Origin of the sequence: Sphingomonas phyllosphaerae (genome assembly GCF_036946485.1) — a bacterium.
In the GTDB taxonomy this organism is placed as follows: domain Bacteria; phylum Pseudomonadota; class Alphaproteobacteria; order Sphingomonadales; family Sphingomonadaceae; genus Sphingomonas; species Sphingomonas phyllosphaerae_E.
In genome coordinates this window covers 44,855-64,218 of sequence record NZ_JAQIJA010000003.1, presented here as the reverse complement: position 1 = coordinate 64,218, position 19,364 = coordinate 44,855, and the positions used below count along the sequence as shown (strand labels likewise).

The window sequence follows — 19,364 nt, the reverse complement described above, 5'->3', positions numbered from 1 at the left end:
AGCGATGAGCAGGAATGCGACCTTTTCGATGATCGGTGCCGACGTCGTCATCACCGGCGACATCTCCGCCTCGGCCGATCTTCACATCGACGGCTGCGTCCGGGGCGACATCAACTGCGCCGGGCTGGTGCAGGGCAGCGCCAGCGAGATGATCGGCACGATCATCGCGCAATCGGCGCAGATCGCGGGCACGGTGCGCGGCAGCATCATCGTCGACCGCCTCGTCATCCAGCGCAGCGCGCAGATCGTCGGCGACGTGCATTACGAGACGCTGACGGTCGAACAGGGCGCACGGGTCGAAGGCACGTTTGCCAAGGGCGGTGCCGAGCTGCTCGCCGCGGGGATCCCGGTCGCGCCGACCACAGCGGAGCCGTCGGCGGAAGCGCCGCTGCTGATCGAGGCGAGTGACGCAAACGAAAAGGCCGATCGCTGACGGGTGCGGCGGGTGTAACGCCGCGCCCGTCATGCCTCACATCCCCGCTGCCGCCAGCTGCGACCGCCAGAAGGCCAGCGCCTGCGGGTCGGCGTCCGGGCGCGGGGCGGCGGGCTTGCCGTGGCGCAGCCGCTCGCGGTCGCGCTCGGGCGGCTCGACCACGCGCACCCGCACCGCGCCGTGCCCGGCGTCGCGCAGCCCCAGCGCCTGCGCCGCGCCCTTCGACAGGTCGATGATCCGCCCGCGCGCGAACGGTCCGCGATCGTTGACGCGCACCACGATCACGCGCCCGGTGTCGAGCGACGTCACCTCGACATAGCTCGGCAGCGGCAGCGTCGCATGCGCGGCGGTGATCCAGCCGGGGCGGAACTTCTCGCCGCGCGCGGTGCGATTGCCGCTCTCGCCGCCATACCAGCTCGCGCGCCCCAGCATGTCGTAATCGGGCGCGGCGGCCGGGACATAGCTGACCCCGCGCACCACATAGGGCCGCCCGATCGTCACCGGCGTATCGCTGACCGAGCGGTAGCGGCCGCCGCACCCGCCGAGCAGCAGCACCAGCGCGCCGATCAGCCAGGCGGGGCGGGGAAGCGCGTGCATCCCGCGTGCGCTACAGGGCGAGGTGCGCGCGGGCAATGCCGCGAACGCGCGCGGTGCGTCGAAGCGCGGCTAGGACCCTGCCGGCCCGGCTGCCTTGGTGGCGAACCGCAACCCGAACGGCACCGCTACGACCCCGCTTCGATCCGCAAAGTTCAAATAGGGTGGATCGTTGAACCACACTTCATAATGCCCGCCTGCCTGTACCCGGCACATCATCGTGAAGCTGCGTCCGTCGGCGGATTGCACCGGCTGGTTCGCGCCGCAATCGGGATAGGTCTCGGCGCTCCTGCGCACGAACGAATAGCTCTGCACGCGCATCGGCCGGTCGAACGTTACGCGCAGCCGCAATGGCCCGGGCGGAACCGTCGCTCCTGGAGCGGGATAGGTCGAGACGACGCGCGGCGCGGCCGGCGCGGCGTCCCTCGCGCTGCCGTGGAGGCCGACTGCGATCATGATCGCGGCAAGAAGGATCGTCATGGCATAGAATTCCCACCGGCTCGGAAAGCGGGAGCCGACCGTCGCCGCGACCTGCGGCGGGGGTGACGGATCGCTGGCGCGCGGCCCGGCGCGAACCCCGATTTGCGTGGGGACAGATTTTGCGGGGTCCTCGCATTCGGCGAGCAACCGCGCCGCGCCGCGGCTGCTGCTCGCCCCGGTCTTGCTCCGCGCCTCGCGCAGCCGCTCATTGACGGTATGCACCGACAGGCCCAGCGCGGTTGCGGCGCTCTTCACGTCATGCCCGCGCGTCAGCAGCCGCAACACCGCGCGTTCCTTGTCGCTGAGGCCGAAGGGGGCGTCGGGCACGATGATCTCAACCGCTGGGGAAGGGCAGGCGACCGATACGTCACCCTGCGGCACCGCGGCAATGCGCGACGGCACGGCGCACATCTCCGCTCCGGGGGGATGGCGAACCGTCACGAAGCGCGGCTAAGCTGCGCCGGTACGGCGACGCAACGACGTCGTCGCAAAAAAGGGAGGTCGCCATGTTCGCCCGTCGTGTCACCGCGCTGTTGATCGCACCGGCCTTGTTGTCGAACGCACCCCCGCCGCCCGGCGTCGCGCCGCGCGTCGCCGTCGACGAAGGCTCGCCGGTGCGCTGCAAGGCGGCGCCTCCCGAACTTTTCTATTCGCGGACATCGGGGGTCGCGATGCCGGCCCCCGGTGCACCGCCGCCACCACCGCCCCCTCCGTCACCACCGCCCCCTCCGTCACCACCACCACCGCCGCCCCCTCCGCCGGTGTCGGTGCAGAGCCTGCCGAGCCCGGCGCCGTCCTTCATCGCGTCGCCGACCGTCGCGCCGCCGGCCCCGCCCGCGCCGCGCGTCTCGCCGCGCACCGCCGGGATCACCGCTCCTTACGGCGCGCCCGAGAATAGCGAGCGCTACGACGGCCGCCCGGTCGCCACGATCACCGATACCGCGACCACCCCGGTCTCGACCTTCGCGGTCGACGTCGACACCGGCTCCTACGCCAATGTCCGCCGCTTCCTGACCAAGGGGCAGCCGGTTCCGCCCGAGGCGGTGCGCACCGAGGAGCTGCTCAACTATTTCCGCTACGATTATCCGCGCCCCGCCAACGCCGCGCAGCCGTTCAGCATCGCCACCGATGTCGCGGTCACGCCGTGGAACCCGGCGACGCGGCTGATCCGCATCGGGCTGCGCGGCTATGACGTGGCGGCGGCGACGCGCCCGCCGGTCAATCTCGTCTTCCTCGTCGATACCTCGGGGTCGATGGGCCGGCCCGACAAGCTGCCGCTGGTCAAGACCGCGCTGCGCGGGCTTGCCGAGCGGCTGCGCCCCGACGACCGCGTCGCGATCGTCGCCTACGCCGGCAGCGCCGGGATCGTGCTCGAGCCGACCGCGCAGAAGAAATATGTCGACGCCGCGCTGGCCTGCCTCGACGCGGGCGGGTCGACCGCGGGCGGGCAGGGGATCGAACTCGCCTATGCCACCGCGCGCGCCAATTTCCGCAAGGGCGCGGTCAACCGCATCATCCTCGCCACCGACGGCGACTTCAACGTCGGGGTCAGCAGCACCAAGGCGCTGGAAGAACTGGTCAAGCGCAACCGCGACGACGGCATCACGCTCACCACGCTCGGCTTCGGCGAAGGCAATTACAACGACGCGATGATGGAGCGGATCGCCGACGTCGGGAACGGCAATTACGCCTATATCGACAGCGCGATGGAGGCGCAGAAGGTACTGGGCGACGAAATGGCCGCGACCCTGGTCACGATCGCCAAGGACGTGAAGGTGCAGGTCGAATTTGATCCGGCGCGCATCAGCCAGTATCGATTGATCGGCTATGAGAACCGCGCGCTGCGCGAGGAGGATTTCACCAACGACGCGGTCGATGCCGGCGACATGGGCGCGGGGCATCAGGTGACCGCGCTCTACGAGGTCGTGCCGGCGGGCGCGCCGGGCTGGACGCCCGCGCGCCGCTACCCCGCCAACCGCGCGCCGACGGTCGCGCCGCGCGGCGCCGAGGCGTGTTTCGTCAAGCTGCGCTACAAGCTACCCGACGGCACGACGTCGAGCGAGCTGACGCGCGCGATCCCGGCCGGCGTGCTCGCCGCGGCGCGCGCACCGACCGGCGACATGGCCTTCGCCGCCGCGGTCGCGGCCTATGGGCAGAAGCTGCGCGGCGACACCTATCTCGGCCGCTTCACCTTCGCCGACGCGCGCCGGCTGGCGGGCAGCCCGCGCGATTACTGGCGGCAGGAATTCGTCAAGCTGACCACGCTCGCCGAAGCGCAGCGCGCGGGCGGGGCGTAGCGGGGAGTAGGGCGGCGGCCTTAGGTCGTGATGACGTCAACTAAGCCGTCATCAACTCAGTTGTTGCGCGGCATCATCGCGGATTTTAGCGTTGGCGATGGTGATGAGTTTTCGCATGGCGGCGGTTAGGGCGACGATGGGTTTTTTGCCGCTGTCGCGGAGGCGCTGGTAGAAGGCCTTGATGTCGGGCGCGAAGCGGACGGCGGAGAGGGCAGCCATGAAGGTGACGCGCCTGACCTCCGGGCGGCCGCCGCGGGTGCGGCGATAGCCATCGACGGTGCCGCTTTGGCGGGGATGGGGTGCAAGGCCGGCGAGGCTGGCGATCTGGCGCCGTCCGAGCGTGCCGAGTTCGGGCAGGAGGGCGATGAGCGCCGCGGCGGTGGTCGCGCCGATGCCGGGGATGGTGCGCAGGACGCTGGCGGTGCGGGCGAGTGATGCGCAGCCGGCGAGCAGCGCCTCGATCCGGGCCTCGAGCGCGGCGATGGCCTGGTCGTGCGCGGCGACCAGCGCGCGCAGTTCGGCGGCGACCGGGCCGGCGCCGGGGGCCTTGAGGCGGTTGGTGCACGCGGTGCGGGCACGGACGAGATCGCTGCGGGTGTTGACCAGGGTCGCGAGCTCCTGGCGGTGTTCATGGCGCGGGTGCCAGCGGTCGAGGCGCTCGTGGCGCTCCTGCCCGTAGCGCGCGAGCGCACGGGCATCGAGCGCATCGGTCTTGGCCAGCGTTCCCAGCGAGCGGATGAACGCCTTGACGCGGCGGGCATCGGCACGGTGGATGGCATGGCCGGCGCGTGACGCCGCCGCGAGCAGCGCGGCCTCGTAGCCGCCGGTCGCCTCGCAGACCAGCAGGCGCCCGGGCGGCAGCGCGGCGGCAAAGGCGTCGAGCGCAAGCGGCGTGTTGGCGATGGTGGTGGCGCGGCCGGTGACGCTGTCGAAGACGGCGATGCCGGCCTTGCCGACGTCGCAGCCGACGAACCCGGTCGGCGTGGTGGCGGCGGCGTCAGTGGCGGGGTTGGCGGAGCGGGTCATGACGGTTATCCTCGGCGATAGCCTGCGATTGTCTGCGGGCGTCGTCGAGCGGCCCCTGCAACTCACCAGGCGTGACGGGAAGCGGGCAACCGACCGGGATGACGACGGGCGAAAAGCCCTATTGCGAGACGGCCCGGTTGCCCGCGCCCGGCATCAGGTGGCCACCTGATGCCGGGCATCCCGCTCATGCAGGACACCACCCCCCTACGTCATCTCCAACAGACAATTGCGAGCGTAGCGAAGCAATCCAGAGTCGGACCAGGACGCCCTGAATTGCTTCGCTACGCTCGCAATGACGAATGGTATCTTCGACTTCACGTCATCATGATCTACCCCCGCCGCCGCACGCGCACGCCGGGCTGGCGGCCGACCGTCAGCTTGTAGCTGCCCAGCGCCGCGCGCTTGACGACCACCGTCTCGCCGGCGCGCGGCGCGACCGCGAACGCCTGCCCGTCGGTCTGGAGCCAGCGCGAGCCGTCCGCCAGCGTGAAGCTCCAATTGCCGTCGCTGGTCTGCGCGGCCTGCGCCAGCTTGCCGGTCAGCGTGTCGAGCTTGTTGCCGTCGGCGTCCTGCAGCGACGGCAGATCGGCGGCGCGGCGGCGTTCGCCGAACCGCGCGCGGCGCTCGGCCTCGACCTTGGCGCGGTCGACCACCACCACCTGCCGCGCGGCGATCGCGCCGTTCAGCGCCCCCGCGGCGGCGTCGAAACATTTCAGCCGCTCGGTATCGCCGGCGATCGCGCGGCACCGGATCACCGCCTCGGCGACCCCGCTGCGATCGGGCGAAGCCGGATCCGCCAGCGCCGCGCCCGACAGGCACGTCATCAGCACTGCGCCAAAAACAGGCAGAGAGATCAACGTGTTGCTCATTTTTTCCTCATGATCGGCTGGGAAAGTGTAACTCTACTGCAACAGATGCAAAATTTCGTTGCATATTACACCAGTTGTGATTGCCCATCATTTCCGCCGTTCGTAGCGTCGACACAAGCGCTGCCGAAAAAAGGCGCGATTGAACACGGCTATTCCAAAATGGGGGTCTTATGAAGACGATTTCGATGAGGCGTCGACTGCTCGCCAGCACGATCGTTGCCGGCGCGATGCTGGGCAGCCTGCCCGCCGCGGCGCAGGTCGCGAACGATCCGACCGGCGCCAGCGCGGGTCCGCTCGAGGGTCAGGCACCGGTCGCGAACGCCGATGGTGACAACAAGGCCGCACAGGGCGGCGACATCGTCGTCACCGGGTCGCGCATCCGCTCGCCGAACCTCGAGGCGACCAGCCCGGTCACCGTCGTCAACAGCGAAGAGTTCAAGCTGACCGGCACGACGCGCACCGAGGATCTCATCAACTCGCTGCCGCAGGCGTTCGCCGGGCAGAGCGGCAACATCTCGAACGGTTCGAGCGGCATCGCCACCATCAACCTGCGCGGCCTGGGCGCCGAGCGCAACCTGGTGCTGGTCAACGGCCGCCGCGTCGTCCCGGGTGATCCCACCTCGGCCGCGGTCGACATCAACGTCATCCCCGCCGCGATCATCAAGCGCGTCGACGTGCTGACCGGCGGCGCCTCGTCGGTGTACGGTGCCGACGCGGTCACCGGCGTCGTCAACTTCGTCATGGACACCGATTTCGAGGGCTTCCGCCTCGACGGGCAGTATTCGCTGTTCAACCACAACAACCGTGGGGGCGGCGGCATCCTGCCGGCGCTCAACAGCAACTCGCCGTACGGCGCGCCGGCGGGCTATCCGCGCGGCATGACCGCCGACGGCGGCGCGGTCGACGTCACCGCGGCGTTCGGCACCAGCTTCGACGACGGTCGCGGCCACATCACCGCTTATGCCGGCTATCGCAAGATCAACCCGGTGCTCCAGGCGAAGCGCGACTATTCGTCGTGCTCGCTGAGCGCGCGCACCGCCGCGCAGGTGCAGGCGAACGGCCAGCTCTACGCCTGCGCCGGCTCGGCGACCTCGCCGCAGGGCTCGTTCTTCGCGTTCGACGGCACGGGTGCCGACTTCACGTCGACGATCTTCCAGCCGGGCGCCGGCGGCACCTTCGTCAGCGGCTTCACGCCGTTCAACTTCAACCCGCTGAACTATTACCAGCGGCCTGACGAGCGCTACACCGCCGGCTTCTTCGCGAACTACGAAGTGTCGAACGCGATCAAGCCCTATGCCGAGTTCATGTTCATGGACGACCGCACCGTCGCGCAGATCGCGCCGTCGGGCAATTTCGGCAACACCACCTCGATCAACTGCGACAACCCGCTGCTGGGCGCCGCGCAGCGCGCGTTCGTGTGCCGCAACGACAACCTGCTCGTCGCGAACAACGCCGCCAACCAGCTGACCGGCCAGCGCGTCGTCGGCCAGGCGATCTACAACCCCAGCGTGTACAACGACACCACGGCCGCGACCTTCTTCGATCCGGTCACCGGGCAGCAGTACAACCGCGGCTACCTGCAGATCCTGCGCCGCAACGTCGAAGGCGGCCCGCGTCAGGACGACCTCCAGCACACCAGCTTCCGCGGCGTGATCGGGTCGCGCGGCGATCTGGGCAGCGCCTGGTCGTATGACGCTTACTACCAGTACGGCCGCACCAACTACGCCGAAACCTATCTCAACGACTTCTCGATCGCGCGCCTCGGCCGTGCGCTCGACGTCGTGGCGAACCCGAACGGCGGCGCGCCGGTCTGCCGCTCGGCGCTGACCGGTGAGGATCCGAACTGCGTCCCCTACAACGTCTTCACGCCGAACAGCGTTTCGTCGGAGGCGGTCGCCTATCTGTCGACCCCGGGCTTCCAGCGCGGCGTCGTCAGCGAGCAGGTGGCCTCGGCCAGCTTCTCGGGCCAGCTCGGCGAATACGGGATCAAGAGCCCGTGGGCGACCGAGGGCCTCGGCCTCGCGATCGGTGCCGAATACCGCAAGGAAGCGCTCGACCTGAAGACCGATACCGGCTTCCAGACCGGCGACCTGTCGGGCCAGGGCGCGGCGACGCTCCCGGTGTCGGGTTCGTTCAACGTCAAGGAAGTGTTCGGCGAGCTTCGCGTGCCGGTCGTGTACGACAGCTTCATCTACAACCTGTCGTTCACCGGCGGCTACCGCTACTCGTCGTACAAGACCTCGGCGGGCCGTGGCTTCTCGACCGACACCTACAAGCTCGAGGGCGAATTCGCGCCGATCCGCGACATCCGCTTCCGCGGCGGGTACAACCGCGCCGTCCGCGCGCCGACCGTGCAGGATCTGTTCGCGCCGCAGCGCGTCGCGCTCAGCGGCAACGGCGATCCGTGCGCGGGGCGCGAGCTGACCGCGGCGGACCAGGGCTGTCTGTTGCAGGGTCTGCGCATCGGCCAGACCGTCGCGGAGAACCCGTCGAGCCAGTATAACGGCCTGATCGGTGGCAACCCGAACCTGGTGCCGGAAGTCGCCGACACCTACACCGCGGGTGTCGTGCTCCAGCCGCGGTTCCTGCCGCGCTTCGCGCTGACCGTCGATTTCTTCGACATCAAGGTCAAGAACGCGGTCACCACGATCGGTGTCGACACGATCCTCAACGCCTGCAACACGACGCTCAACGCCGAGTTCTGCGGGCTGGTCAATCGTGACTCGGCGGGTTCGCTGTGGCTGACCCCGAACGGCTATGTCACCAACACCACCAAGAACATCGGTGGTCTGGCGACGCGCGGCATCGACGTCGGCGCCAGCTATTCCTACCCGCTGGGCGGGCTGGGTTCGCTGGGCTTCAACTTCAACGGCACGTGGCTGGACCGTCTGGTCACCGACACCGGCGTCAGCGGTTCGTACGACTGCGTCGGCCTGTTCGGCACCACCTGTCTCCAGCCGACCCCGGAATGGCGTCACAACGCGCGTCTGAGCTTCAACTCGCCGTCAGGTGTGGGGCTGTCGGTGCGCTGGCGCTACTTCGGCAACGTGAAGATCGACGCGACCGATCCGAACACCAACCTCAACAACCCGGGCGCCAGCGGCCCGGCGCCGGGCGGCACGCCGCGTCCGGGTCTCTCCGAGCTGGGCGTGCAGAGCTACTTCGACCTGGCGATGACGTTCCGTGTCAACGACGCGTACACGTTCCGTCTCGGCGCGAACAACCTGCTCGACCGTGAGCCGCCGCTGACCGGCTCGCAGGCGTGCCCGGGCGTCGTCTGTAACGGCAACACCTTCCCGGGCGTCTACGACGCGCTCGGCCGCTACATCTACGCGGGCGTGACGCTGAACCTGTAAAGGTCCGGCAACGCGGAAACAGAAAGGGGCGGGTCTTCGGACCTGCCCCTTTTTGGTTGGGGGCTTTCAATGACGGATCAGTTCGATCCGCCCGCTCCAAACCCACTCCTTCCGTCACCCCGGCGAAGGCCGGGGTCCAGTTGGGGGACGCCGATGATGATCGTTGCGCTTCGTCTCGTGGACCTTCCCAACTGGGCCCCGGCCTTCGCCGGGGTGACGCGCCAAATTTCGAGCGTGCACACTTTTCACTCTGTCATCCCGGACTTGATCCGGGATCCCGCTTCTTCTCCCGATCGCCACGAAGAAGCGGGGCCCCGGCTCGAGGCCGGGGCGACGGAGCGAATTAAACTGTTGCCCCAGCCGGATCGAAACCATGTCCTTCACCCCATCCACCGCCGCCACGCTCGCCCCGCAGGTCGCCCGCGCCGCCGCGTCGTGGCGCGAAGCCGACGTGATCGCGGCGCTCACCGCCGCTATCGACCGCACCCCCGACGACGCGGCATTGTGGCAATTGCTCGCCGCCGCGCAGCGTTCGGCGCAGGATCACGCCGCCGCGCTCGCCGCCGCGCGCCGCGCCGGGACGCTCGCCCCGAATGACGCGCTGATCGCGCACACGCTGGCGCGCGTCACGCTCGAGGCGGGCGATCCCGCGGTCGCGCTGTTCGACCGTGCGCTGGCGCTCGCCCCGCTCGACGCCGGGGTGATGCTCGGTCGCGCCGCGGCGCTGGTCGCCGAAGGGCAGGGCGACGTCGCCATCACGTTCCTCGCCGACGTGCTGCGCCAGCATCCCGGCTGGTACGACGGCCATGCCACGCTCGCGCGGCTGCGCTGGCAGGCCGGCGACCGCGCGGACTATGCCGCCGGTTACGCGACCGCGCTCGCGACACGCCCGCGCGACGGATTGTTGTGGCGCGACCATGCCGCGACCGTCGCGCGCGCCGGGCAGGGCGAGACCGCGCGCCGCATCGTCGCGCGGGCGCGCGCCGCGGTCGGCGCGAGCCGCACGCTCGACCTGCTCGAGGCCGGCACCTTCTCCGAGGACGGCGACCTCGCCGCGGCCGATCGCCTGTACCACGCGCAGCTCCCGATCGCCGATGGTGAGGCGCTCGCCTTCTATGTCCGCCATCTGTTGCGCGCGCGCCGCGCCGATGCCGCACGCGCCGCGCTGGAGGGGCGGCTGGCGCGCGAGACGCATGATCTGTGGCCGCTCGCCGCGCTGGCGTGGCGGCTGACCGGTGACCCGCGCAGCGACTGGCTGGAGCGGGGCGGGGCCTTCGTGCGCGTCTTCGATCTCACCGCGCGGCTTGGCCCGATCGACGATCTCGCCGCGACGCTGCGTACGCTCCACCGCACGATCGCCGCGCCGCTCGACCAGTCGCTGCGCGGGGGCACGCAGACCGACGGGCCGCTGTTCGCGCGGCAGGACGCGGCGATCGGACGGCTGCGCGACGCGGTGCGCGCGGCGGTCGCCGATTATGTCGCCGCGCTGCCCGCGCCCGACCCCGCGCATCCGCTGCTCGCGCCGCGCCGCGATGTGCTGCGGTTCGCCGGATCATGGTCGGTGCGGCTCACCGATCGCGGGCATCATGTCGATCACGTCCATCCCGCGGGCTGGATCAGCTCGGCCTGTTACGTCGCGCTGCCCGACGCGCAGCCGGGCGAGGCGGCGCAGGCGGGCTGGCTCAGCCTCGGCGACGCCCCGACGCTGGTCGGCGACACGCTCGCGCCATGGCAGACGATCGCGCCGCAGCCGGGGCGGCTGGTGCTGTTCCCTTCGTACATGTGGCACCGCACGCACCCGTTCGCGGCCGGCGAGCGGCTGACCGTCGCCTTCGACATCGCGCGGCCGCCGTTTCAGGTGTGAGCCACGCCGCTTGACCAACTTCCATCGTCACCCCGGACCCGTTCCGGGGTCCACTGTTCCTCGAACGCAACGGCTTACGGGTTCGCGGACCGGTGGATGCCGGAACAGGTCCGGCATGACGGGTGAAGTTTCGCAGCGCCGACGCTTCAGCTTCGAAGGATCACCCTCTAGGGTCCTCGATATGACTGATGTTTCCGAGCTGATCGCCGCCGCGACCGCGCGCGCCCGCGCCAACGACGTCGCCGGCGGCCTCGCGCTGATCGAGACCGCATTGCAGGACCGCCCGGACGAACGCGCGTTGATCGAGTTCGGCGGCCTGCTCGCGGCGCATTCGGGAAAGACCGACCGCGCGGCGGCGCTGTTCGCACGATTGCTCGCGCTCGATCCCGGCAACGACGCGGCGCGCGTCAATCTCGCCACCGCGTTGATGAGCGCCGGGCGCGCCGCCGAGGCGCTGGCGGTCGCGGACGGCCATGCGCACGCCAAGCTCCGGCTGCTCGCCGCCCATGCCCGCGTCGCGACCGGGGCGGGCGAGGCGGCGGATTACGAGGCGATCGTCGCCGCCGACCCGCGCGACTATCGCGCGTGGAACAACCTCGGCAGCGCGCGGCTCGCCGCGGGGCGGGTCGACGATGCGGTCGCGGCGTTCGACGAGGCGGTGCGGAACGCGCCGAACGACGTCCGGCTCTACATCAACCTCGCGCAGGCGTTGCGCGACGCCGGGCGCTTCGACGTGCGCCAGCGCGTGATGCGCGATGCCGCCGCGCTCGCCCCGGACGATCCCGAGGTGCTGCTCGAACTCGGCACCGCCGAGGCCGCGTGCGAGAATCCGGTCGCCGCCGAACAGGCGCTGCGGCGCGCGATCGCGCTCTCCGACGGCTATACCGGCGCGTTCGTCGAACTCGGGCTGCTGCTCGAAAGCGTCAACCGCATCGACGAGCTGGAGCAGGTGGTCGACGCCTTGGCGGCGCGCGCGCCCGATGCGATCGAGCTGGATTTCCTGCGCGCCTGGGTCGCGCGGCGGCGCGGCGATGTCGCCGGGGCGCTCGCGCTGGCCGAGCGCGTACCGGACGAAATCCACCCGCTGCGCCGCCACCAGTTGCTCGGCGATCTCTACGATCGGCAGGGCCAGCCCGAAAAAGCCTTCGCTGCGTTCACCGCGATGAACGCAGCGGCGGAATCGCTCTATCCTGCCGCACCGGGCGACACGTATCGCGATCGGCTGGGGGTAATTTCGGCGCAATTAACGCCCCAACGGGTCGCTGCGTGGCACCCGCTCGCGCCCGATCCGCATCGTGCCGCGCCGGTGTTCGTGGTCGGCTTTCCGCGCTCGGGCACCACCTTGCTCGACACGCTGCTGATGAATGCCGAGGGCGTGCATGTGCTTGAGGAGCAACCGTTTCTTGCGCTCGCCACGCAGTCGATGGGATTGACCGAGGACGGTCTGGCGACGCTCGACGACGCCGGTGCCGCCGCGCTGAGGAAAAACTATTTCGATCAGGCGGATGCGGTCACCCCGCCGGGCACGCGGCTGCTGGTCGACAAGCACCCGCTCCACATGGTGCGCATCGCGACGATCCACCGGCTGTTTCCGGCGGCGAAAATCGTTCTGGTCGAACGACATCCGTGCGATGCGGTGCTCAGCTGCTTCATGGCCAACTTCCGGCTCAACACCGCGATGCGCAGCTTCACCACCCTCGACGAAACCGCCCGCGTCTACGACGCCGCCTTCACGATCTTCGAGCGCGGTATCAGTCTCTTCCCCGAGCTACAGGTCCACCGCGTCCGCTACGAACGGATGATCGCGGACCTCGAGAACGAGCTGCGCGGCCTGTTCGCCTTCCTCGATCTCGAATGGCACCCGCACTATGCCGACCACCGCACCAGTGCGCTGGCGCGTGGCGCTGTGAAAACAGCAAGTTACGCGCAAATCACCGAGCCGCTCTACACCCGCGCGCTCGCCCGCTGGGAACGCTATCGCGCGCCACTGGCGCCGGTGATGCCGATCCTCCAGCCATGGATCGACGCGCTCGGTTACCCCGGTTGAGCGTCAGTTGTTCTTGTAGCGATTGGCCTGCACGCGCTCGATATCTTGCTGATTGATCGCCTTTTCCGCCGCCCAGTCGCGCGCGGACATGCAGCGCTTGGTCTTGGCGAGGCGGCTGCCGGTGCTTTCTTCGGAACGGCAGATGATCTTGTCGGGATCGTTCGCGGCCGCCGGCTTGTGGTCGCGCGCGAGAGCGCCCGACGCCGACATCATCGCCACTGCGGCCAATCCCACACCAACATAGCGCATCACAACAACTCCCCGGATCACACAGGCGATCGATGCGCGAATGTCGTGCGGTTCGGCGGGCGCGTCAATCCCGTTTGAGAAACAGGTAACCGCCCGGAAATAAACGGCTTTTACTGTCGGCCGGTCGTCAGCAGGTCGGCGTGTGTCCAGTCCGCGTCCGTGCGGACGCCGCTGGAGTGCCCGGTGCTGTCGAGGCTGAGCGGATTGTTGTTGCGGAGCGTGCGGGCATAGCGCGCGTTGATCGCGTCGAGCCGCGTCTGGATCGACGCGCGACTGTCCGCCGACAAGGTGCCGCCGTCACGCTGTTGCTGGAGCAACGCCACCTTGCGCAACGCCAGCAGGTCCTGGCGATAGGTGAAGGCGATCTGGTCGGGCAACGCGCGAACCACGGTTCCCGCCGCCGAATATACCGGCCCCGCCTGCGCGGTCGTCGGGAAGAATGCCAACGTGCCGGCCATGATCGTGATCCGGGCGAAGGACGTGACGTTCATCAACAAACTCCCGCTATTTCAGGACGATAACCCGCATCCGGATCGTTCGTATCCCTAGGGGAAGCTGCGCCTAGCGGCGGTCTTCGTCAAGCACGCAGAGCGACAAGCGGAAAAGTCGCGATAAGCAGTCTTATGTAAACCGAAGCGTTAATCCCCGTCACCCACGCCTTGGCTTCTTCCACGGTCGTGAAATACGCCGCCTCGCGCTCGGACGCCGCGCGCTTGATCTGCAACCGCGCCAGCGAGCGTGCGACGACGAACGCCAGCCGGCGCGACGCCTGCCGCGGGTCGCCGAGCACCTGCTGGAACGCGGTGACCGTCTCCTGCGACTGGATCTGCATCGCGCGCATGTCGACCAGCGTCACATGCGCGTTGGGGCCGCAGCGCAACTGGCGGTGCGCGGCGTCGCGCGCGGCGACGAAGCGCTCGACATCGTCGGGGGTGAAGAACCCGGCCAGCGTGATCCGCACCAGATCGCGTGCGGGCTCTACGTCGAAGGACATGCGCGGCGTCATCCGCCTCCACAACCGGATCGGGCGCAAGTTCCTCCATGCCAGCGCCGGCTATGACGGGTCGTGCTTGCCCAAGAACACGCTGGCGCTGCTGAAAGCCAAGGAGGATTTCGAGAGCCCGGTCCACATCGTCGAGGCGGTGGTCAAGGTGAACGAGGCCCGCAAGCGCGCGATGGGTCGCAAGGTGCTAGCGGCGCTGGCCGTGGCCGGGTATGGGGAGGCGGACGGACGGTCGCGCTGTTCAGCCTGACGTTCAAGCCCGACAGCGACGACATGCGCGATGCCCCCAGCGTCGCGATCGCGACCCCGCTGGTCGAGGCGGGCGTGACGGTGTGCGCACGATCCCGAGGGGACCGAGCAGGCAAAGGCATTGATGCCCGACCTGATCTATTGCGCGAATCCCTGTGAGGCGGCAACTGGTGCGAATGCGGTGGGATCGTGACCGAATGAGACGCGTTCCGCGCGCTCGACCTGAGGCGGCTGCGCGGGGCGATGACTGGCGACGTGCTGGTCGACCTGCGCAACATCTATCGTCGCGATGCCGCGCAAGAGGCGGGGCTGGTCTGTTCATCGGTCGGGCGGTGATTGACAGATCGGCAAACGCGGTGCGGGCGTAATCAGGCATAACAATGCGATGTCGGGTTGCCGCATGATGCGATGCGGGTTACTTCGCAAGTGCGGCGAAGGAGTGACGGATTGTGCAACTGACCACTGTCGACAGGTCACAAATCGACGATCGCACTTCAGCGTTACCCTCATCGGCGCTGGTCGCCGATCACTCCGGAGTTGCCAGCATCTACGGCTCAGCATTACCCGATGTCATCCACGCGCTCTCCCGACGACGCAAGCATCGCCTGGCTATGCAGACTATGGCAGTGCTGGGTGATCTCGTCGCGATCGTGCTGGCGTTCACTTTGGGTGCGACATTCTGGTACGGAAACCCGGTCGATATCCAAGCGCTTGATACGCTGGCCGCACTCCTGCCGGTGTATTTGCTGACGGCGACGACCCAGCATGCCTTTACCATGGCATCGATCGCACGTGCCCGGATAAGCGCGTTGAGAGCGGTCGGTGCGCTGCTGCTGGCGATCGGCCTAATCGGGCTGGTGGCGTTCTTCCTCCAGGCTGTCGGCGGGGTATCGCGCGGCGTGGTCGGGTTGGGGGCGACGATGAGCGTAGGTTTCATCGTCTGCTACAGGACATGGCTGGCAATCCATGCCCATCGCTTGCTGGGTGATGTGACGATCAACGAGGTGGTGATCCAGGACGGCGTCCAGGCGCAGGTGCAGAAAGGCAGCATTCTTCTGGATGCGGCGCGGGACGGCATTTCGCTCCGGTTGGACAGTCCCTCCATGCTGGACCGGCTCGGTCGCTGTCTCCACGCCGCTGATCGCGTGATCGTGGTCTGCCCCCATACGCGCCGGGCCAACTGGGTGTCCGCACTCAAAAGCAGCAACGTCAATGCCGAGATCTTGACCAGCGAGCTGGATGAGGTGGGTGCAATCGGCTTGGGGCATTACAACGGCACCACGACCCTGAAGGTCGCGAGTGCGTCGCTTTCCCTGCCCGACCAGATGCTGAAGCGCGGGCTTGATCTCGTCCTCGTGCTGATCGCCCTGCCGATTGTCCTACCATTCATGTTGCTGGTGGCGATCGTCATCAAGGTCGAAAGTCGTGGTCCGGTCTTCTTCCGCCAGCCGCGCGTCGGCCTCGGCAACCGTGTGTTCCACATCTACAAGTTTCGTAGCATGCGGGTCGCCCAGAACGACATCACGGGAAGTCAATCGACCAGCCGCAACGACAGCCGGATCACGCGGGTGGGCGGCTTTATCCGTCGCACCAGCATCGACGAATTGCCCCAAATCCTCAACGTGCTCACTGGTGACATGAGCATCGTCGGACCCCGACCGCACCCACTGGAAAGCAAAGCGGAAAATCGGCTGTTCTGGGATATCGACGGCCGCTATTGGCACCGCCACGCCGTCAAGCCCGGCATGACTGGTCTTGCCCAGATACGCGGTTTTCGCGGCGCGACGGAAAAGGAAGAGGATTTAACCAACCGGCTGCAGGCCGATCTGGAATATGTCTCCGGCTGGTCGATCTTGCGCGACGTGGGGATTATTGTCGCGACATTCCGGGTGTTGACGCACCGGAATGCGTTCTAAATTTCACACGATGACCGGATAACGCCGGGTTGATAATTCATCGACATGGCATGAGCGGGCGATGCTCCATCCCCGGCACCGGGTCACGCCCCTCCGCGTTTTCGATCGTGACGGGGGCATCACATCGACCATGTCTATGCCCCCACCACCAATTGATTTAACCTGATCAAGGGGGCGGCCACCGCCCTTCGCCGCTGTAGCAATGCCGGATTTCTCATGTTCGTTGTCAATCAATCATTTTGGCAGCGCGCGCAGCAGCTTCTTCGGCGCGATCGATGGCCGGCCGGTTCGCGCGTAAGCCGCCTGAGCTCCGGGCCAAGGTGTTTAGCTCCGGCATCTGGTGAACAGAGTTGACGATGAACCGGTCTGGCTCTGACGCCCATATCCTGGACATTTATTTGTAGGGTGTGAGCCCACCGGGCGTCTCGGGCCGGCAAGCGAAGCTGTAGGCGGCCATGAAGTCGGCGAGGTGCGTCCGCAGCCGGTCGTGGCTTTTGTCGTCAAAGTGTTTGGCGGTCACCGCCTTGATGGTCCGGTTCATTCGTTCGACCTGCCCGTTGCTTCACAGGTGGTTCGGTTGGTGTCGTCGGGCTGCAGCATTGCGTGCGGTCGGAACGTCACAACCATCGCCTCCTCCGCCTCGATCTTACGGAGACTGCTTCCAGCACCGCATCGGTGACGCTCGAGATGAGGTCCGATGAGACGTCGATCCCATACAGCTCCTCGATGTGCCCGTCAGCACCCGTTGCGCTGGTTGATGCTGCCTGCGGCGCCTTCGCTTTCCAGATGGTCGTCGAGCTCTGCCGACAGCATCCGCTCCGACAGCGCCTTCTTCAGTTCGTCGAGCAGACCGTCCTTGGCGAAACGCTCCTGCGGGTCACGGCCAGCCAGCAGCTGGTCCAGCACGTCCTTGTTGTTTGCCATCCTCAAATTACACCACGTTGACGGACACGACCTTCAGACCCGACAGCAAACGAGTTTTCGGACGGACTCGACTGCAATCTAGATAGATGACTCGATCATCTCTAAAGCCGACATTGATGCGGTACGCCAGCACCGCCCGACCGTCCTAACAAGCAAGGAATATATGTGACCAAGACCGCTATTGTCACCGGGATCAGCGGCCAAGATGGCGCCTATCTTGCCGAGAACCTGCTTGGCCGCGGCTACACCGTCTACGGCACCTATCGTCGCACCTCGTCTGTCAATTTTTGGCGCATCGACGAGCTCGGCATCAGCCAGCACCCGCAGCTGAAGCTGGTCGAATACGATCTCACCGACATGGGCTCAGCGATCCGCCTGATCGAAACGTCGGAGGCGACCGAGGTCTATAATCTCGCTGCGCAGAGCTTCGTCGGCGTGTCGTTCGACCAGCCGATCACCACGGGCCAGATCACGGGTCTCGGCGCCGCCTACCTCTTGGAGGCGATCCGCACCGTCAATCGCGACATCCGCTTCTATCAGGCCTCCACGTCCGAGATGTTCGGCAAGGTGCAGGCGATCCCGCAGACGGAGGACACACCTTTCTACCCGCGCAGCCCGTACGGCGTGGCCAAGCTCTATGCCCATTGGCTGACGGTGAACTATCGCGAGAGCTTCGGCATCTTCGGCACCAGCGGTATCTTGTTCAACCATGAGAGCCCGCTGCGCGGCCGCGAGTTCGTGACGCGGAAGATTACCGACACGGTTGCCAAGATCGTACTGGGCAAGGCGGAACTGCTGGAGATCGGCAATCTCGATGCCAAGCGCGACTGGGGCTATGCCAAGGATTATGTCGAGGGCATGCGGCTGATGCTGCAAGCCGACACGCCCGACACCTATGTGCTCGCCACCAACCGCACCGAAACGGTGCGCGACTTCGTGTCGTTGGCGTTCAAGCAGGTCGGCATCGACATCGTCTGGTCGGGCAAGGAAGAGAGCGAAACTGGCACGGATGCCAAGACGGGCAAGCTGCTCGTGCGCGTCAATCCGCAATTCTACCGACCGGCCGAGGTGGAACTGCTGATCGGCGATCCAGCCAAGGCCAAGGCCCATCTCGGCTGGGAACCAACGGTGCAGCTGGAGGAGCTCGCCGGGTTGATGGTGGAGGCCGACATGCGCCGCAACCAGACCGGCTGGTCGTTCTGATGCGCATCGCCTTGACCGGCGCCAGCGGCTTCACCGGGCGTTTCGTCGCCGGGGCGCTGGCACAGGCCGGCGCGACCTGTGTGCCGATCGAGGCGGACCTGACCAACGCGACCGAGGTCGAGCGCGCTGTTGAGGAGGCGGAGTTCGACCGCGTGATCCACCTGGCGGCAAAGGCCTTCGTCAACGCGGCCGACTGGAAAGCCTTCTACACCGTCAACCAACTCGGCACGTTCCATCTCCTTGAGGCAATTGCCCGGCAGCGCCCAGACACACGGTGCGTGCTGGCGAGCAGCGCGCAGGTCTATGGCGCCGGTGCCGAGGGGCTGATCGACGAGGACACGCCCACCAATCCAGCCAATCATTACGCCGTTAGCAAGCTGGCGATGGAGTGGGGCGCGCGGCGCTGGGCCGACCGGCTGGAGATCGTCGCCACCCGGCCGTTCAACTATACTGGGATCGGCCAAGGTACGGAGTATCTGATCCCCAAGGTCGTCGATCACTTTCGTCGCCGCGCGCCCGTGATCGAGCTCGGCAATCTGTGGGTCAAGCGCGATTTCGGCGACGTGCGCGCAGTTGCCGACGCCTATGTCGGGCTGGCGCTGGCCGAAGATGCGCCGCCCCAGACGCTCAACATCGCCACGGGCACCGTGCGTTCGATCGACGAGATCCTGGACGTGCTGGCTGGTCTTAGCGGCCATCGCCCGGAGGTAAGGGTCAGCCCCGCCTTTGTCCGCGCGAACGACGTGCCGGTGCTCGGCGGGGATGCCGGGCGTCTGCGGGCCAGCCTTCCGGGCTGGCGCCCGCGCGACCTCGCCGACACGCTGGCGTGGATGTACCGGAAAGAGCCGGCATGA

At 67.6% G+C, this 19,364-nt stretch carries 17 protein-coding genes and 1 pseudogene; 9 read left to right on the top strand and 9 right to left on the bottom strand.

The window, feature by feature from the left end; translation table 11 throughout:
* Positions 1 to 4: 4 nt before the first annotated feature.
* Positions 5 to 433 (top strand): bactofilin family protein, encoded by a 429-nt coding sequence (locus PGN16_RS07600; RefSeq protein ID WP_335308815.1) that lies wholly within the window; start codon positions 5 to 7, stop codon positions 431 to 433.
* A gap of 36 nt (positions 434 to 469) precedes the next feature.
* Here the strand turns inward: PGN16_RS07600 and PGN16_RS07595 are convergent, their stop codons facing one another.
* Positions 470 to 1,030 (bottom strand): septal ring lytic transglycosylase RlpA family protein, encoded by a 561-nt coding sequence (locus tag PGN16_RS07595; protein WP_335308814.1) that lies wholly within the window; start codon positions 1,028 to 1,030, stop codon positions 470 to 472.
* 69 nt (positions 1,031 to 1,099) lie between these two features.
* Positions 1,100 to 1,834, bottom strand: coding sequence for a LuxR C-terminal-related transcriptional regulator (locus PGN16_RS07590; RefSeq protein ID WP_335308813.1), 735 nt, complete (start codon positions 1,832 to 1,834; stop codon positions 1,100 to 1,102).
* Positions 1,835 to 2,013: 179 nt separating this feature from the next.
* Between PGN16_RS07590 and PGN16_RS07585 the strand changes: the two genes are divergently transcribed.
* Positions 2,014 to 3,804, top strand: a complete 1,791-nt coding sequence (locus PGN16_RS07585; protein ID WP_335308812.1) for a vWA domain-containing protein — start codon at positions 2,014 to 2,016, stop codon at positions 3,802 to 3,804.
* 51 nt (positions 3,805 to 3,855) lie between these two features.
* Here PGN16_RS07585 and PGN16_RS07580 read toward each other — a convergent pair whose 3' ends face one another.
* Positions 3,856 to 4,830 (bottom strand): IS110 family transposase, encoded by a 975-nt coding sequence (locus PGN16_RS07580; protein ID WP_335308811.1) that lies wholly within the window; start codon positions 4,828 to 4,830, stop codon positions 3,856 to 3,858.
* A 329-nt stretch (positions 4,831 to 5,159) separates the two neighbouring features.
* Positions 5,160 to 5,699 (bottom strand): hypothetical protein, encoded by a 540-nt coding sequence (locus tag PGN16_RS07575; protein WP_335308810.1) that lies wholly within the window; start codon positions 5,697 to 5,699, stop codon positions 5,160 to 5,162.
* Positions 5,700 to 5,884: 185 nt separating this feature from the next.
* Here PGN16_RS07575 and PGN16_RS07570 point away from each other — a divergent pair, with 185 nt between their 5' ends.
* The 3 genes from PGN16_RS07570 to PGN16_RS07560 all read left to right on the top strand — a co-directional run bounded on the left by PGN16_RS07570 (position 5,885) and on the right by PGN16_RS07560 (position 12,966).
* The gene (locus tag PGN16_RS07570) at positions 5,885 to 9,055 is read left to right on the top strand and encodes a TonB-dependent receptor domain-containing protein (RefSeq protein WP_335308809.1); all 3,171 of its coding nucleotides are present in this window, start codon (positions 5,885 to 5,887) and stop codon (positions 9,053 to 9,055) included.
* Positions 9,056 to 9,428: 373 nt separating this feature from the next.
* Positions 9,429 to 10,919 (top strand): putative 2OG-Fe(II) oxygenase, encoded by a 1,491-nt coding sequence (locus PGN16_RS07565; protein ID WP_335308808.1) that lies wholly within the window; start codon positions 9,429 to 9,431, stop codon positions 10,917 to 10,919.
* 181 nt (positions 10,920 to 11,100) lie between these two features.
* The gene (locus PGN16_RS07560) at positions 11,101 to 12,966 is read left to right on the top strand and encodes a tetratricopeptide repeat-containing sulfotransferase family protein (protein ID WP_335308807.1); all 1,866 of its coding nucleotides are present in this window, start codon (positions 11,101 to 11,103) and stop codon (positions 12,964 to 12,966) included.
* A gap of 3 nt (positions 12,967 to 12,969) precedes the next feature.
* Here PGN16_RS07560 and PGN16_RS07555 read toward each other — a convergent pair whose 3' ends face one another.
* The 3 genes from PGN16_RS07555 to PGN16_RS07545 form a co-directional block, all read right to left on the bottom strand.
* Positions 12,970 to 13,236, bottom strand: coding sequence for a hypothetical protein (locus tag PGN16_RS07555; RefSeq protein WP_335308806.1), 267 nt, complete (start codon positions 13,234 to 13,236; stop codon positions 12,970 to 12,972).
* Positions 13,237 to 13,325: 89 nt separating this feature from the next.
* Positions 13,326 to 13,706: a hypothetical protein gene (locus PGN16_RS07550; protein ID WP_335308805.1), complete on the bottom strand. Its 381-nt coding sequence runs from the start codon at positions 13,704 to 13,706 to the stop codon at positions 13,326 to 13,328.
* Positions 13,707 to 13,792: 86 nt separating this feature from the next.
* Positions 13,793 to 14,209 carry an STAS/SEC14 domain-containing protein gene (locus PGN16_RS07545; RefSeq protein ID WP_335308804.1) on the bottom strand — a complete coding sequence of 139 codons (417 nt, stop codon included), beginning with the start codon at positions 14,207 to 14,209 and terminating at the stop codon, positions 13,793 to 13,795.
* Between PGN16_RS07545 and PGN16_RS07540 the strand changes: the two genes are divergently transcribed.
* Together PGN16_RS07540 and PGN16_RS07535 are read left to right on the top strand one after the other, a co-directional pair.
* Complete coding sequence (locus tag PGN16_RS07540; RefSeq protein ID WP_335308803.1) at positions 14,208 to 14,468, top strand: hypothetical protein; 261 nt, start codon at positions 14,208 to 14,210, stop codon at positions 14,466 to 14,468. The genes PGN16_RS07545 and PGN16_RS07540 overlap by 2 nt on opposite strands.
* Positions 14,469 to 14,916: 448 nt before the next feature.
* Complete coding sequence (locus PGN16_RS07535; RefSeq protein WP_335308802.1) at positions 14,917 to 16,383, top strand: exopolysaccharide biosynthesis polyprenyl glycosylphosphotransferase; 1,467 nt, start codon at positions 14,917 to 14,919, stop codon at positions 16,381 to 16,383.
* Between the two features lie 394 nt (positions 16,384 to 16,777).
* Here the strand turns inward: PGN16_RS07535 and PGN16_RS07530 are convergent, their stop codons facing one another.
* On the bottom strand, positions 16,778 to 16,924 hold the full coding sequence (locus tag PGN16_RS07530; RefSeq protein ID WP_335308801.1) for a hypothetical protein: 147 nt from the start codon (positions 16,922 to 16,924) through the stop codon (positions 16,778 to 16,780).
* 112 nt (positions 16,925 to 17,036) lie between these two features.
* Positions 17,037 to 17,307: pseudogene (locus tag PGN16_RS07525) on the bottom strand (transposase); the annotation flags it as partial.
* A 165-nt stretch (positions 17,308 to 17,472) separates the two neighbouring features.
* On the opposite strand from PGN16_RS07525, the gene gmd reads away from it, so the two are divergent.
* Positions 17,473 to 18,510: a GDP-mannose 4,6-dehydratase gene (gene gmd / locus PGN16_RS07520; protein ID WP_335308800.1), complete on the top strand. Its 1,038-nt coding sequence runs from the start codon at positions 17,473 to 17,475 to the stop codon at positions 18,508 to 18,510.
* Positions 18,510 to 19,364 carry a GDP-mannose 4,6-dehydratase gene (locus tag PGN16_RS07515; RefSeq protein WP_335308799.1) on the top strand — a complete coding sequence of 285 codons (855 nt, stop codon included), beginning with the start codon at positions 18,510 to 18,512 and terminating at the stop codon, positions 19,362 to 19,364. Before gmd ends, PGN16_RS07515 begins: the two co-directional genes overlap by 1 nt.

Bases quoted from the DNA above. Each gene is read 5' to 3' on its own strand.
- PGN16_RS07595 (WP_335308814.1), bottom strand. From the start codon at position 1,030: ATGCACGCGCTTCCCCGCCCCGCCTGGCTGATCGGCGCGCTGGTGCTG.
- PGN16_RS07530 (WP_335308801.1), bottom strand. From the start codon at position 16,924: ATGAACCGGACCATCAAGGCGGTGACCGCCAAACACTTTGACGACAAA.
- PGN16_RS07515 (WP_335308799.1), top strand. From the start codon at position 18,510: ATGCGCATCGCCTTGACCGGCGCCAGCGGCTTCACCGGGCGTTTCGTC.
- PGN16_RS07570 (WP_335308809.1), top strand. From the start codon at position 5,885: ATGAGGCGTCGACTGCTCGCCAGCACGATCGTTGCCGGCGCGATGCTG.
- PGN16_RS07580 (WP_335308811.1), bottom strand. From the start codon at position 4,830: ATGACCCGCTCCGCCAACCCCGCCACTGACGCCGCCGCCACCACGCCG.
- PGN16_RS07550 (WP_335308805.1), bottom strand. From the start codon at position 13,706: ATGAACGTCACGTCCTTCGCCCGGATCACGATCATGGCCGGCACGTTG.
- PGN16_RS07575 (WP_335308810.1), bottom strand. From the start codon at position 5,699: ATGAGCAACACGTTGATCTCTCTGCCTGTTTTTGGCGCAGTGCTGATG.
- PGN16_RS07585 (WP_335308812.1), top strand. From the start codon at position 2,014: ATGTTCGCCCGTCGTGTCACCGCGCTGTTGATCGCACCGGCCTTGTTG.
- PGN16_RS07545 (WP_335308804.1), bottom strand. From the start codon at position 14,209: ATGTCCTTCGACGTAGAGCCCGCACGCGATCTGGTGCGGATCACGCTG.
- PGN16_RS07540 (WP_335308803.1), top strand. From the start codon at position 14,208: ATGCGCGGCGTCATCCGCCTCCACAACCGGATCGGGCGCAAGTTCCTC.
- PGN16_RS07565 (WP_335308808.1), top strand. From the start codon at position 9,429: ATGTCCTTCACCCCATCCACCGCCGCCACGCTCGCCCCGCAGGTCGCC.
- PGN16_RS07600 (WP_335308815.1), top strand. From the start codon at position 5: ATGAGCAGGAATGCGACCTTTTCGATGATCGGTGCCGACGTCGTCATC.
- PGN16_RS07560 (WP_335308807.1), top strand. From the start codon at position 11,101: ATGACTGATGTTTCCGAGCTGATCGCCGCCGCGACCGCGCGCGCCCGC.